The sequence below is a fragment of the Isoptericola aurantiacus genome (assembly GCF_044769875.1).
In the GTDB taxonomy this organism is placed as follows: Bacteria; Actinomycetota; Actinomycetes; order Actinomycetales; family Cellulomonadaceae; genus Isoptericola; species Isoptericola aurantiacus.
The window spans coordinates 477,553-489,944 of sequence record NZ_JBJBAE010000003.1; the positions used below are offsets into that span (position 1 = coordinate 477,553).

Genomic DNA, 12,392 nt, shown 5'->3' on the forward strand with positions numbered 1-12,392 from the left:
CCCGGGGCATCGCGTGGCGTGCGACGACGCCCGGGCCGTAACCTCGGCAGGTGCACCGCATGCTCGAGGCGATCGTCCCCGCCCGGATGGGACACCACTTCCGGTGGCTGCTCGCCTCCAGCTGGACCAGCAACATCGGTGACGGCATCGCGCTGGCCGCCGGGCCGCTGCTCGTCGCCTCCCAGACCGACTCCGCGTTCCTCGTGGCGCTGGCCGCGCTGCTGCAACGCCTGCCGTGGGTGGTCCTCGGGCTCTGGGCCGGCGCGCTGGCCGACCGGCTCGACCGCCGCCGGCTCGTCATGGTCGCCAACGCTCTGCGCGCCGTCGTCGTGGCGGTGCTGTGCGCCGTCATCGTCACCGGGCACGTGAGCATCGGCGTCGTGCTGGTGACGATGCTGCTCATGGGCGTCGCGGAGGTCTTCGCCGACACGACCTCCCAGACGCTGCTGCCGATGGTGGTCGCACCCCGCGACCTCGGCACCGGCAACGCCCGCCTGCAGGCCGGCTTCCTCACCGGGAACCAGCTCGTGGGGCCGCCCGTCGGCGCGGCGCTCTTCGCCGCCGGGACCGCCTGGCCGTTCGCGGTCCAGGTCGTGTGCGTGCTGCTCGCCGTCGTCCTGGTCGGCCGACTGCAGCTCCCGCCGGTGGAGAGGACGGCCACGGCCGGCACCTCGCGCGAGATCCGCGACGGTCTGCGCTGGCTGTGGCACCACCCGCCCGTCCGCACGCTGGCGCTGGTGATCTTCAGCTTCAACCTGACGTGGGCGGCGCCGTGGGGCGTGCTGGTGCTGTACTCCCTGGAGCGCGTGCAGATGGGTCCGGTCGGCTACGGGCTGCTCATCACGTCCTCGGCCGTCGGCGGGATCCTCGGCACGCTGCTGTACGGGCGGCTCGAGCGTCGGTTCTCCCTGGCGAACCTCATGAAGGTCTGCCTGTCCCTCGAGGTCGTCTTCCACCTGGTCCTCGCCCTGACGACGACCGGCTGGGTGGCGATGGCGTGCCTGTTCGTGTTCGGCGCGTACACGTTCGTGTGGGGCACGGTGTCGAACACGGTGCGTCAGCGGGCCGTGCCCACCGCGTACCAGGGGCGGGTCGGGTCGGTGTACCTCATCGGCCTGTTCGGCGGGATCGTCGCGGGCAACGCGATCGGCGGCGTGCTCGCCGAGCTCTGGGGCATCACCGCCCCGTTCTGGTTCGCGTTCGTCGGCGCCGGGCTGACGCTGGTGCTGGTGTGGCGCCAGCTCGCCAACATCGCGCACACCGAGGCCACCTGACCCGCCGCGTCGTTGTGGGCATGAAATATGCAGGTCCGCTCCGCCGCGGGCCCGCATATTTCATGCCCACAACGACGGGGGTTGGCTTCGGTGAGACGGGCGGGCCTACTCCCCCGTGGCCCCGTCGGCCAGCTCTCGCGCGACGTCGAGGTGCCCGGCGTGCCGGGCGTACTCCTGGAGCACGTGGAAGCAGATCCACAGCAGGGTCGGCGGGTCAGCGGTGAACCGGCCGCCGACGGCGGCACGGTCGGCGAGGTCGTGCCCGGCCAGCACCGCGCGGGTCCGCTCCCCACCGGCGTGCAGGGCGTCGACCAGCGCAGCCGCGGTGACACCGTCGGGCACCTGCCAGGGGCCCTCGGGGTCACCGCCGGCGTGGTCGCCCCACGGGTCGTCGACCTGTTCGCCGAGGAACCCCCACACGAACCAGCGACGCTCCATGTGGACCAGGTGGATCAGGAGCTCGGCGGGCGTCCACCCGGACGGCAGCGTGCTGGTGGTGAGCTGGGCGCCGGTGAGCCCGTCGAGCTTCCGCGCCACGGCGGCCCGGTAGTAGTCGAGGTAGGCCACGAACTGGGCGGACGGGTCGGTGGAGTCGAGGCGAGGTTCGACGTCGGAGAGCGGCATGCGGGCAGCGTACGACGCAGCCTGACCGATTTGACGATCTGTTGACCAAAGTGCGCCTGATTGGATTCGAACCAACGACACCGGCTTTAGGAGAGCCGTGCTCTATCCCCTGAGCTACAGGCGCTCGCCGTCTTGAGGACGACGCGCCGCCGCAACCGAAGCCCCGGCGACGCCCACAGCCTAGCGTCCGAGCCCGCGCGAGCAGGAATCAGCCCCACGCCGCCGGGTCGGCCACGACCTCGCGCAGCACCTCGCGCGCTCCCCCGCTGAGCGCCGCGTGGACGCCGGCCCGCGCGGACCGGACCGCCACCGGCGCGAACGGCGCCGCGAGCACCCGCTCGGCCAGCCCTGCCTCGACCGGCTCCCGCAGCCAGGGCTCCAGGTCCGTGTACACCCCGCCGAGCACGACGGTCGAGACACCCGTGAGGTTCACGAAGTCGGCGAGCGCCGAACCGAGCGCCTGCCCGGCCCGCTCGACGGCGGCACGTGCCTGCGCGGCCGGGGTGCCGCCGTCGGGCAGCGGAGCCGCACCGGCGCCGGGCGTCGCCGCGCCGACCGGATCTCCGCCGTCGGATAGCAACGCCTCGACGAGCCGGTCGAGCGGCGCGTCCCCGGGCAGCCCGGCGGCCCGCAGGATCGCCTCCTTGCCGGCGTACTGCTCGAGGCAGCCGTGCGCGCCGCAGGTGCAGCGCGGTCCGGCGGGGTCGACGACGACGTGCCCGACCTCGCCGTTCCACCCGCGTTCGGCGAGGAACAGGGCGCGGTCGACGACGATGCCGGCGCCGATGCCGACGTCCCCGGAGACGTAGAGGAAGGAGTCGGGGGCATCACCGGCGAGCTCGGCCAGCGCCGCGAGCTTGGCCTCGTTGGCCACGTGGACGGGGAGGCGCGGCAGTCCGAGCAGCGGCACGGGGTCGAGGGAGGACCAGCCGAGGTTGGGGGCGACCTCGAGCTCGCCGGTGCGGGCGTCGACGAGGCCGGGCAGGGCGAGCCGGGCGCCGGCGACGCGCATGCCGTCGGCCTCGACGCGGGCGACGACGTCGGAGGCCAGCGAGCCCAGGCGCGCGAGGACGGTGGCGGGGTCGGAGTCGTGGAAGGTTCCCGCCTCGACGTGGTCGGCGACGACGTCGCCGGCGAGGTCGAGCGCGCGCACGCCGAGGTAGTCGACGTTGACCTCGAGCCCGAGGCCGACGACGGTGCGGCGCGCGGGCACGAGCGGGACGGCGGGGCGGCCGGCGCGCTGGGTGGCCACGGGGAGGAGCTCGGCGACGAGGTGCGCCGCGACGAGATGGTCGACGAGGGTGGAGACGGTGGCGCGGGTGAGTCCGGTGGCGGCGGCGACGTCGGCGCGCGACGGTGGGACGGCGTCGCGTCGCCCGACGGCGTCGGCCGCGGCGTCGTAGATCGCCCGGGCGACGAGGCGCAGGTTGCGTTCCCGCAGGGTGTGCTGCCGGGACGCGCTGGCGGACGCACCGGTGGTGTGCTGCGTCGTCGTCGGTGGGAGCGTCACGCCTTGACTGTAGCCGAAGGACACGTAATAGTTCAGCCGTACAACAAACGCCGTGGCGTCGCCCGGCACCCGACTCGACGAGGAGAACCCGTGAGCGACATCAAGTACTCGTTCGGCCTGTGGACCGTCGGCTGGCCCGCGAACGACCCGTTCGGCCCGGCCACCCGCCCCGAGCTCGACCCGGCGGAGTCCGTGCGCAAGCTGGCCGACCTCGGTGCGTGGGGCTTCACCTACCACGACAACGACGTGTTCCCCTTCGGCGCCTCGGAGTCCGAGCGCCAGGCCGGCATCGACGCCGTCAAGAAGGCCGCCCAGGAGTCGGGCCTGGTCTGCGAGATGGTCACCACCAACACGTTCAGCCACCCGATCTTCAAGGACGGCGCGTTCACCTCGAACAACCGCGACGTGCGCCGCTTCGGCCTGAAGAAGGTGCTGCGCAGCGTCGACAACGCCGCCGAGATGGGCGCCTCGACGTTCGTCATGTGGGGTGGCCGCGAGGGCACCGAGTACGACAACTCCAAGGACCTGCACGCCGCGCACGCCCGGTACGCCGAGGGCATCGACACCGTCGCCGCCTACATCAAGTCCAAGGGCTACGACCTGCGCATCGGCCTGGAGCCGAAGCCGAACGAGCCGCGCGGCGACATCCTCCTGCCGACCATCGGGCACGCCATCGCGCTCATCGACACCCTCGACAACGGTGACATCGTGGGCCTCAACCCCGAGACCGGGCACGAGCAGATGGCCGGCCTCAACTACACCCACGGCCTCGCCCTGGCGCTGTACTGCGGCAAGCTGTTCCACATCGACCTCAACGGTCAGCACGGCCCGCGCTACGACCAGGACCTCGTGTTCGGCCACGGCGACCTGCTGTCCGCGTTCTTCACCGTGGACCTGCTCGAGAACGGGTTCCCGAACGGCGGCCCGCGCTACGAGGGCCCGCGCCACTTCGACTACAAGCCCTCGCGCACCGAGTACCTCGACGGCGTGTGGGAGTCGGCCAAGGCGAACATGGAGACCTACGACATGCTCGCCGCCAAGGCGAAGGCCTACCGCGAGGACCCGGAGGTCCAGGCGGCGTTCGAGCACGCCGGGATCGGCGAGCTCGCCCAGCCCACGCTCGGCGAGGGCGAGTCGTTCGACGCGTTCATGGCCGACTCCTCGGTCGAGGGGATCGACGTCGACGCCAACGCCGAGAAGGACTACGGCCTGGTCCGCCTGCACCAGCTCGCGCTGCGGCACCTCATCGGCTGACCCACCCCCGCCCGTGAGATCGACCCACCCGGATCCAGATCGACGCACCGAGCATCGATCTCGGGCCGGGTGGGTCGATCTCACGGCACCCGACACTCCCCAGGAGCGAAGATGCCCCTCGTGGCCGGCGTGGACACCTCCACGCAGTCCTGCAAGATCGTCGTGCGCGACGCCGAGTCCGGCGCCCTGGTGCGCAGCGGGTCCGCCAAGCACCCCGACGGCACCGAGATCCACCCCGACCACTGGTGGGACGCCTTCCGCGAGGCCGCCCGCGAGGCCGGCGGGCTCGACGACGTCGCCGCGATCGCCGTCGGCGGCCAGCAGCACGGCATGGTCGCCCTCGACGCCGACGGCCGCGTGATCCGCGACGCCCTGCTGTGGAACGACACCCGCTCCGCCGACGCCGCCGAGGACCTGATCCGCGAGCTCGGCGACGGGGACCGCGAGGCCGGCGCCCAGCGCTGGGCCGACGCCACCGGCTCCGTGCTCGTCGCCTCCCTGACCGTCACCAAGCTGCGCTGGCTCCGCGACGCCGAACCCGAGAACGCCGCGCGCGTGGCCGCCGTCGCCCTCCCCCACGACTGGCTGTCCTGGCGCATCGCCGGGTACGGCCCCGCCGACGACTCCCCGCTCGGCCCCGACCTCGACGCGCTGTGCACCGACCGCTCCGACGCGTCGGGCACCGGCTACTACGACGCCGAGGCACCCGGGGACGACGACGGCACCACCGGCGCGTACCGACGCGACCTGCTGCGCCTCGGTCTGGGCCGCGACGACGTGACCCTCCCCCGCGTGCTCGCGCCCTCCGCGTCCGGCGCGGTGGCCCATCCGACGGTCGCGGGCGCCGACGTCGACGGTGGCGCGCTCATCGGGCCCGGCACCGGCGACAACGCCGGAGCCGCCCTGGGCCTGGGCATGCAGCCGGGCGACATCGCGATCTCGCTGGGGACCTCCGGCGTCGTCTCCGCCGTCGCGCCGCGGCGGACGGCCGACGGGTCCGGGGCGATCAACGGGTTCGCCGACGCCACCGGCAACGCCCTCATGCTAGCCGTCACGCTCAACGCGGCGCGTGTGCTCGACGCCGCACGCAGCGTCCTGGACGCAGGCTTCGACGAGCTCTCCGACCTCGCGCTCGCTGCCCCGTCGGGCGCCGACGGACTCGTGCTCGTGCCCTACCTCGAGGGTGAGCGCACCCCGAACCGCCCCGAGGCCACCGGCACGCTGCACGGCATCCGGCTGGCCACCTCCACCCGCGAGCACCTCGCCCGCGCCTACGTCGAGGGCATGCTGTGCGGGCTGGCGGACGGCCTCGACGCCCTGCGCGCCCAGGACGTGCCCGTCGAGCGGGTGCTGCTCATCGGGGGTGCCGCCCAGTCCCCCGCCGTCCAGGAGGTCGCCACCCAGGTGTTCGGGCTGCCGATCTCCGTGCCCACCCCGGGTGAGTACGTGGCCGACGGCGCGGCGCGGCAGGCGGCGTGGGTGCTGGCGGCGGCGCAGGCGCCCGGCGCGGCGGCACCCGGGTGGTCCGCGACGGTCGCGACCACGCTCGAGGCGGACCCGCACCCCGAGGTCCGCGAGCAGTACGCGGCGGTGCGCGACCTGGTCTGACCCACGCGCCCGGGACGACCGCGTGGTGACCGAATCGTTTAGGCGCTGGGCACCGCCAGGTCGCGCTCCCTAGGCTGGGCGCTCCCCTCGATGACGATCGGAGCGAGCCATGCCCCAGGGACGACGACGTACCCGCTGGACCGCACTCACCGCCGCACTCGGCCTCGTGGCCGCCGGCGCCACCGGGACGGTCGCCGCCACGAGCGCCGCAGCAGCCACGGGGTGCACGGTCGACTACCGCGTCACCAACCAGTGGACGGGGGGCTTCCAGGGGGACGTCAGCGTGACGAACCTCGGCGACCCGGTGGACGCCTGGGAGCTGGCCTGGACCGCGGCGGCCGGGCAGTCGGTGTCCCAGGCGTGGAACGCCGAGGTCGCGCAGTCAGGCGCCACGATCCGGGCCACCGGGGTCGGCTGGAACGCCGGTCTCCCGACCGGCGCGACCGCGAGCTTCGGGTTCATCGGCTCCTGGTCCGGCAGCAACCCCGTGCCCACGCAGTTCACGCTCGACGGCGTGACCTGCACCGGCGCCGTCGTCGACCCCGACCCGACCCCGACCCCGGACCCCACCGTGGACCCGACGGACGACCCGACCGTGGACCCCACGGACGAGCCCACCGCGGACCCGACCCCGGCGCCCGCCGACGACCTCTACGTCGACACCGCGAACCAGGCGTACGAGGCGTGGCAGTCCGCGAGCGGCACCGACAAGGACCTGCTGGCGAAGATCGCGCTGACCCCGCAGTCGTACTGGGTCGGCAACTGGAACAGCGCCGCCGAGGAGCGTGCCGCCGTCGCCGACTACACGGGGCGCGCCGCCGCGGACGGCACGACGCCGATGCTCACCGTCTACGCGATCCCCGGCCGGGATTGCGGCAGCTACTCGGGCGGTGGCGTCGAGCAGAGCGAGTACGCCCACTGGATCGACACGGTCTCCGCGGGGATCGAGGGCGAGCCGTACATCGTCCTCGAACCGGACGCCCTCGCCCAGCTCGGCGACTGCGACGGGCAGGGGGACCGGATCGGGTTCCTGCAGTACGCGGCTGAGCAGCTCACGGCCGCCGGCGGCCGGGTGTACATCGACGCAGGTCACTCCGGTTGGCTGAGCGCCGCCGAGGCCGCGCAGCGGCTCAACCAGGTCGGGTTCGAGCACGCCGCCGGGTTCGCCCTGAACACGTCGAACTACCACACGACGGCGGCCGAGCGCGCGTACGGCGAGCAGATCTCGGCGCTGACGGGAGGCGCCGGGTTCGTCATCGACACCTCCCGCAACGGCAACGGGTCGAACGGGGAGTGGTGCAACCCCCGGGGCCGCGCCCTCGGCGAGCGACCGGCCGTCGTCGACGAGGCCGGCGGGCTCGACGCCCTGCTCTGGGTCAAGCTGCCCGGCGAGTCGGACGGGACCTGCAACGGCGGTCCGAGCGCCGGGGCGTGGTGGCAGGAGATCGCGCTGGAGATGGCCCGGAACGCCTCCTGGTGACCCGAGCGACGTCCCGAGGTAGGCACCGCCCCGCCGGGGTAGGCAACCTCCCGCCGAGGTAGGCATCCTCACCGCGAGGTAGGCCACCCTTCGGCGGGACATTGCCTACCCCGAGCGAGAACGGCCTACCTCAGGGGGGAGGTTGCCTACCTCGGGGGGAGGTGGCCTACCTCGGCGGCCGCGCTCGCCGGTACGTGCGGATGCGGTAGCGCAGCCCGTCCGCACCCGACGACGTCGCCCACCCGGCCTCGCCTGCGTCCGTGCCGCCCGTGTCGACGTCGCCTGCGAAGGTGCCGTCGGCGTCCGTGCCGCCCGTGTCGACGTCGCCTGCGAAGGTGCCGTCGGGCAGGAGCGACCACTCCTCCGGGTCGACCTCCGGTGCGTACACGTCCCCGTCGACCTCCAGGTCGATCTCCGTGACGACGAGCCGGTCCGCCGCCGGCAGCGCGTCGGCGTAGACGCGCGATCCGCCCATCACCCACACCTCGTCCCCGCCGGACGCCTCGGCAGCCACGGCGAGCGCCGCCGCGATCGAGTCGGCCACCCGGAGCGAGTCGTGACGCTCGGGGACGGCCAGCGCCCGGACGCCGTCGGCCGGCCCGCGGGTGACGACGACATTGGTCCGGCGCGGCAGGGGCCGCACCCGGTCCGGCAGCGACTCCCAGGTGCGCCGGCCCATCACGACCGGGTGCCCCGCCGTCGTGCGCTGGAAGTGCGCGAAGTCCTCGGGCACGTGCCACGGGATCCCGCCGTCGGCCCCGATGACAGCGCGGCCGGCGGCGTCACGGGCCTGGGCCCAGATCAGTCCGATCATCGCCCGGCCCGTCAGACCGCGACGGGCGCCTTGATGCCCGGGTGGTGCTGATATCCCAGTACCTCGATGTCCTCGAAGGTGTAGTCGAAGATCGAGTCGCGCGGTGCGAGCCGCAGCGTCGGGTACGGGTACGGATCGCGGGCGAGCTGGCGCTCGACCTGCTCGACGTGGTTGTCGTAGACGTGGCAGTCGCCGCCGGTCCACACGAAGTCGCCGACGGCGAGCCCGGTCTGCGCGGCGACCATGTGGGTCAGCAGCGCGTAGGAGGCGATGTTGAACGGCACGCCGAGGAACAGGTCGGCGGAGCGCTGGTAGAGCTGGCAGCTCAGCCGGCCGTCGGCCACGTAGAACTGGAACATCACGTGGCACGGCGGCAGCGCCATCCGGTCGATCTCGGCGGGGTTCCAGGCCGTCACGACGTGCCGTCGTGAGTCCGGGTTGCTGCGGATCTGCTCGATCACCGCCGCGATCTGGTCGAGGTGGCGCCCGTCCGGCGTCGGCCACGAGCGCCACTGCACGCCGTAGACGGGACCGAGCTCGCCGTCGTCGTCGGCCCACTCGTCCCAGATGGTCACGCCGCGCTCCTGCAGCCAGCGCACGTTGGAGTCGCCGCGCAGGAACCACAGCAGCTCGTAGGCGATCGAGCGCAGGTGCACCCGCTTGGTGGTGATCAGAGGGAATCCGGCGGACAGGTCGTAGCGGATCTGGCGCCCGAACACGCTGCGGGTGCCCGTGCCGGTGCGGTCGTCCTTGTGCGTGCCGTGGGTGAGCACGTCACGCAGCAGGTCCTCGTACGGCGTGGGGATGCTCGACTCGGGGGCTCCGCTCATGTGCGAGAGTCTACGGACCGCGTCGCGAAACCACAGGGAGGCCGCCCATGCCCCGCCGCACGACTCCCGGCCGCGGCCTGGCCACCGGCGGTCTGGCCGGTCTGGTCACCGTGCTCGTCGTGCTGCTGTACGCGGCCCGCGCCGGACGTCGCCTCGGTGAGCCAGGTGTGGCCCCGGGGCTGCTCGCCCTGGTGGCCGTGGCCGTGGTGGGGGTGCTCGCCTGGGTCGCCTTCGCCTCGGCACGTGTCCGCGGTCAGGTCGCCCGGGTCGCGCGGCACCGCCCCGGCGTCCCGGTGGTGGTGGGGCGCCCGACGACGGCGCTGACGGCCGAGGCGCAGCGGCTGCGGGCCGGGACGCGCGGCCTGCCGCCGGACTGCCCGGACCGCGAGCACGTCGTCTACGCGTTCCTGCCCGACCGGGTCGAGCTGTGGGTCCGCGGCGACGACGCGCCGCGGTGGTGGGTCACGCTGCCGGCGCCCGTGGCCACCGGTGCGGTGCGGGTCGGGCGTCGCGAGCTGGACGCCGTGGCGATCCGGGACGCCTCGGCCCGGCTCGAGCTCGTGCCGACGTCGCACGAGGGACGGGCGTGGGCGACGACGGGACACCGGGCGGCCGCCGTCGTCCGCGTGCGCGAGCTGCTCGCCCGGTGACCGGACCTCACTCCGGACGGGCGTGCCGGGGCGGGGTCGGCGGGTCGACCGGGGCGGCGGGCGCGGCGCCGTCCCCGTCGTCGGGCCGGAAGTGCGCACCCTGCTCCACCGGGCGGTGCTCGCCGGCGTGCTCCTCCCCCGCCGCGTGCTCCTCGGCGGCGCGCTCCGCCGTCTCGGCGGCGGCGATGTCCGGACCGGTGGCCCAGTCGCGGTCCGGGTGCGGCTCGCCGGGGCCCGTCCCGCCGTCGGCGGGCTCCTCGGGCAGGATCTTGCCGGAGCCGAAGTCGGACTTGTCCCGGGTGCTCATCCGTCGATCGTGGCACCGTCGGCCACTGCTCGCCCGCCGTGCGCCGTGGCCCGGCCTCGGATCGCGCCCGACCCGGTGCACCGGGCCGCGCCGACGGGTGGGAGGATCGGGGCATGAGCGACCAGACCCTTCCCGCGGACGCCCCCGCCGCCGTGACCCCGTCCCCCACCGACCCCCTGTGGGTGGAGCGCACCGGTACCCGCACCTACCGCGGCTACACGGCCCGCGGCGCGAGCGTCGAGATCGGCCCGGCGTCCGAGGGCGCCGTCTTCACCCCGGGCGAGCTGCTGAAGATCGCGCTCGCCGCCTGCGCCGGGATGTCGAGCGACACCAAGTTCGCCCGCGTGCTGGGCGACGACTACGCCACCACCATCCGCGTCGAGGACCCCAAGGACATGGAGCAGGACCTCTACCCGGTGTTGTCCGAGGTCTTCGAGATCGACCTGTCCGGCCTGGACGAGAAGACCCGCGACAAGACGCTGCTGCTGGCCCAGCGGTCGATCGACCGCGCGTGCACCGTGGGGCGCACCCTCAAGGCCGGGGCCGAGGTGCCGCCCGCGCGGTTCGAGCCCCCGGCGTCCTGACCCGATCTACCCCGGGCCGCGCGGCCCGGTGACAGCCCTCGACCCGGAGGACCCTCCCATGGGACAGCGCACCGCAGACCGGCCGTACCGCGTCGAGGTCGCCCGGACGATGCCCGTCGAGGCGTCGGTCGCGTTCGCCTGGGTGGCCGACCCGCGCACCCATCCGCGCTTCATCCCGTTGACCCGGCTCGACGGCGCGGCGCGGGAGGCGCCCGGCCCCGGCGAGTCGTTCGCGATGGTCTCCGGACCGGGCGCGCGGCGCGGGCGGCGCGGCTTCGTGGACCGGATGGTCGTCGAGGAGGTCGCGCGTCCGTCGTCGCGGACCGGGACCGTCGGTCGCACCGCCGTGCGCAAGACCGGACCCGCCCTGCTGGGGACGGCCGGGTTCGACGTCGTCCCGCTCGACGCCGACCGTTGCGTCGTCGTGTGGTGGGAGGAGGCGTACCTGGCCGGGCCGTGGCCGCGACGGCCGAACGCGGTGCTCGTCGGGGTCGCCCTGCGCGTGATGATGCACGTCTCCCTGCACCGCCTGGGTCGCCTCCTGGCGCGACGTGGGTAGAGTCGCCGGGGTGAGCAGCGCGAACGAGCACCTCGACGACGTCGGCGCGGGTACCGTCGGCGGCGACGTGCCCGGCAGCGCCCCGGGCACCGAGGTCGAGAGCTGGACCCGGTACCGCCCGACACCGCTGCTGGACGCCCTGCTGTCGAAGGCGGTGACGATCCCCTCGGCGGCCATCCACAAGCACGTCGACTCGGTGCGGCGCCGCAACCCGGAGGCCGACCCGGCCGGCGTCGTGCGCATCCTGGAGAAGGAGTACCTCACCCTCGTCGCGACGGCCGGCGGCGCGGTCGGCGCCGCGGCGGCCACCCCCGCCGTCGGCACCGCGGCAGCCGGGCTGCTGACCACCAGCGACATCGCCACGTTCTTCGCCTCGTCGGCGGCCTTCTCCCTCGCCGTCGCCGACGTGCACGGCATCGCGATCGACGACGTCGCCCGGCGCCGCGCCCTGCTGCTGGCCACGGTGCTCGGCGAGTCGGGGGCCCGGGACGTGGAACGCGCCGCCTCCGGCTCCCAGCTCGCCTGGGGCAAGGTGCTGCTGACCTCGATGCCGCAGTCCACGATCAAGCAGGTGAACCGCGTCCTGACGCACCGGTTCCTCAAGCGGCAGCTCGCCAAGCAGGGCACGCTGGCGCTCGGCCGGATGATCCCGTTCGGCGTCGGCGCGGTCGTGGGGTTCGCCGGCGGACGGGCGCTCGGCCACGGCGTCATCGCGCAGTCCCGGACAGCGTTCGGCGCACCGCCCGGCCACTTCCCCCGTGTCATCGACCAGCCGCCGCCCGCGCTCGAGGTCGACGCCGGCGAGGAGCGCCCGGCTGTGCGTTTCCGCCGATTCCGGCGCCGAGGTTCGCAGGTCCCCGACGACGACGGTGCCCGCCCGGACGCGTAGTCTCTCCAT

Annotated in this window: 13 protein-coding genes and 1 tRNA gene; 8 read left to right on the top strand and 6 right to left on the bottom strand. The window is 74.0% G+C overall.

Features of this window, described 5'->3' with window-relative positions:
- Nucleotides 1-59: 59 nt before the first annotated feature.
- Nucleotides 60-1,274, top strand: a complete 1,215-nt coding sequence (locus tag ACIQLL_RS12065) for an MFS transporter (protein WP_402467451.1) — start codon at nucleotides 60-62, stop codon at nucleotides 1,272-1,274.
- Between the two features lie 105 nt (nucleotides 1,275-1,379).
- On the opposite strand, the gene ACIQLL_RS12070 is transcribed toward ACIQLL_RS12065, so the two are convergent.
- From ACIQLL_RS12070 to ACIQLL_RS12080, 3 genes are all read right to left on the bottom strand, one after another.
- Complete coding sequence (locus tag ACIQLL_RS12070; protein WP_402467221.1) at nucleotides 1,380-1,898, bottom strand: DinB family protein; 519 nt, start codon at nucleotides 1,896-1,898, stop codon at nucleotides 1,380-1,382.
- Between the two features lie 51 nt (nucleotides 1,899-1,949).
- Nucleotides 1,950-2,022: transfer RNA gene (locus tag ACIQLL_RS12075), tRNA-Arg, on the bottom strand.
- 84 nt (nucleotides 2,023-2,106) lie between these two features.
- Nucleotides 2,107-3,408: an ROK family transcriptional regulator gene (locus ACIQLL_RS12080; protein ID WP_402467224.1), complete on the bottom strand. Its 1,302-nt coding sequence runs from the start codon at nucleotides 3,406-3,408 to the stop codon at nucleotides 2,107-2,109.
- Between the two features lie 90 nt (nucleotides 3,409-3,498).
- Between ACIQLL_RS12080 and xylA the strand changes: the two genes are divergently transcribed.
- The 3 genes from xylA (at nucleotide 3,499) to ACIQLL_RS12095 (ending at nucleotide 7,750) form a co-directional block, all read left to right on the top strand.
- Nucleotides 3,499-4,662 carry a xylose isomerase gene (gene xylA, locus ACIQLL_RS12085; protein ID WP_402467227.1) on the top strand — a complete coding sequence of 388 codons (1,164 nt, stop codon included), beginning with the start codon at nucleotides 3,499-3,501 and terminating at the stop codon, nucleotides 4,660-4,662.
- A gap of 111 nt (nucleotides 4,663-4,773) precedes the next feature.
- Nucleotides 4,774-6,270, top strand: a complete 1,497-nt coding sequence (locus tag ACIQLL_RS12090) for a xylulokinase (protein WP_402467230.1) — start codon at nucleotides 4,774-4,776, stop codon at nucleotides 6,268-6,270.
- 109 nt (nucleotides 6,271-6,379) lie between these two features.
- Nucleotides 6,380-7,750 (top strand): glycoside hydrolase family 6 protein, encoded by a 1,371-nt coding sequence (locus tag ACIQLL_RS12095; RefSeq protein ID WP_402467233.1) that lies wholly within the window; start codon nucleotides 6,380-6,382, stop codon nucleotides 7,748-7,750.
- 166 nt (nucleotides 7,751-7,916) lie between these two features.
- On the opposite strand, the gene ACIQLL_RS12100 is transcribed toward ACIQLL_RS12095, so the two are convergent.
- Both ACIQLL_RS12100 and ACIQLL_RS12105 read right to left on the bottom strand, forming a co-directional pair.
- Nucleotides 7,917-8,564: a dihydrofolate reductase gene (locus tag ACIQLL_RS12100; protein ID WP_402467236.1), complete on the bottom strand. Its 648-nt coding sequence runs from the start codon at nucleotides 8,562-8,564 to the stop codon at nucleotides 7,917-7,919.
- A gap of 11 nt (nucleotides 8,565-8,575) precedes the next feature.
- A complete protein-coding gene (locus ACIQLL_RS12105) occupies nucleotides 8,576-9,394 on the bottom strand; it encodes a thymidylate synthase (RefSeq protein ID WP_402467239.1) in 819 nt (272 codons plus the stop codon).
- Nucleotides 9,395-9,441: 47 nt separating this feature from the next.
- Between ACIQLL_RS12105 and ACIQLL_RS12110 the strand changes: the two genes are divergently transcribed.
- A complete protein-coding gene (locus ACIQLL_RS12110) occupies nucleotides 9,442-10,044 on the top strand; it encodes a hypothetical protein (protein WP_402467242.1) in 603 nt (200 codons plus the stop codon).
- 7 nt (nucleotides 10,045-10,051) lie between these two features.
- On the opposite strand, the gene ACIQLL_RS12115 is transcribed toward ACIQLL_RS12110, so the two are convergent.
- Nucleotides 10,052-10,351 carry a hypothetical protein gene (locus ACIQLL_RS12115; RefSeq protein WP_402467245.1) on the bottom strand — a complete coding sequence of 100 codons (300 nt, stop codon included), beginning with the start codon at nucleotides 10,349-10,351 and terminating at the stop codon, nucleotides 10,052-10,054.
- Between the two features lie 113 nt (nucleotides 10,352-10,464).
- Between ACIQLL_RS12115 and ACIQLL_RS12120 the strand changes: the two genes are divergently transcribed.
- From ACIQLL_RS12120 to ACIQLL_RS12130, 3 genes are read left to right on the top strand one after another with little or no spacing between them, the layout of a single operon-like run.
- Nucleotides 10,465-10,935, top strand: a complete 471-nt coding sequence (locus tag ACIQLL_RS12120) for an OsmC family protein (RefSeq protein WP_402467248.1) — start codon at nucleotides 10,465-10,467, stop codon at nucleotides 10,933-10,935.
- A 58-nt stretch (nucleotides 10,936-10,993) separates the two neighbouring features.
- Entirely contained in the window at nucleotides 10,994-11,494 is a 501-nt protein-coding gene (locus ACIQLL_RS12125) for an SRPBCC family protein (RefSeq protein WP_402467251.1), read from the top strand.
- 10 nt (nucleotides 11,495-11,504) lie between these two features.
- Nucleotides 11,505-12,383, top strand: a complete 879-nt coding sequence (locus ACIQLL_RS12130; protein ID WP_402467254.1) for a hypothetical protein — start codon at nucleotides 11,505-11,507, stop codon at nucleotides 12,381-12,383.
- Nucleotides 12,384-12,392 lie beyond the last annotated feature (9 nt).

Excerpts from the sequence above, each read along its gene's own strand:
- ACIQLL_RS12110 (WP_402467242.1), top strand. The coding sequence starts at position 9,442 with ATGCCCCGCCGCACGACTCCCGGCCGCGGCCTGGCCACCGGCGGTCTG.
- ACIQLL_RS12065 (WP_402467451.1), top strand. The coding sequence starts at position 60 with ATGCTCGAGGCGATCGTCCCCGCCCGGATGGGACACCACTTCCGGTGG.
- ACIQLL_RS12105 (WP_402467239.1), bottom strand. The coding sequence starts at position 9,394 with ATGAGCGGAGCCCCCGAGTCGAGCATCCCCACGCCGTACGAGGACCTG.
- ACIQLL_RS12070 (WP_402467221.1), bottom strand. The coding sequence starts at position 1,898 with ATGCCGCTCTCCGACGTCGAACCTCGCCTCGACTCCACCGACCCGTCC.
- ACIQLL_RS12090 (WP_402467230.1), top strand. The coding sequence starts at position 4,774 with ATGCCCCTCGTGGCCGGCGTGGACACCTCCACGCAGTCCTGCAAGATC.
- ACIQLL_RS12100 (WP_402467236.1), bottom strand. The coding sequence starts at position 8,564 with ATGATCGGACTGATCTGGGCCCAGGCCCGTGACGCCGCCGGCCGCGCT.
- ACIQLL_RS12115 (WP_402467245.1), bottom strand. The coding sequence starts at position 10,351 with ATGAGCACCCGGGACAAGTCCGACTTCGGCTCCGGCAAGATCCTGCCC.
- ACIQLL_RS12125 (WP_402467251.1), top strand. The coding sequence starts at position 10,994 with ATGGGACAGCGCACCGCAGACCGGCCGTACCGCGTCGAGGTCGCCCGG.
- ACIQLL_RS12120 (WP_402467248.1), top strand. The coding sequence starts at position 10,465 with ATGAGCGACCAGACCCTTCCCGCGGACGCCCCCGCCGCCGTGACCCCG.
- ACIQLL_RS12095 (WP_402467233.1), top strand. The coding sequence starts at position 6,380 with ATGCCCCAGGGACGACGACGTACCCGCTGGACCGCACTCACCGCCGCA.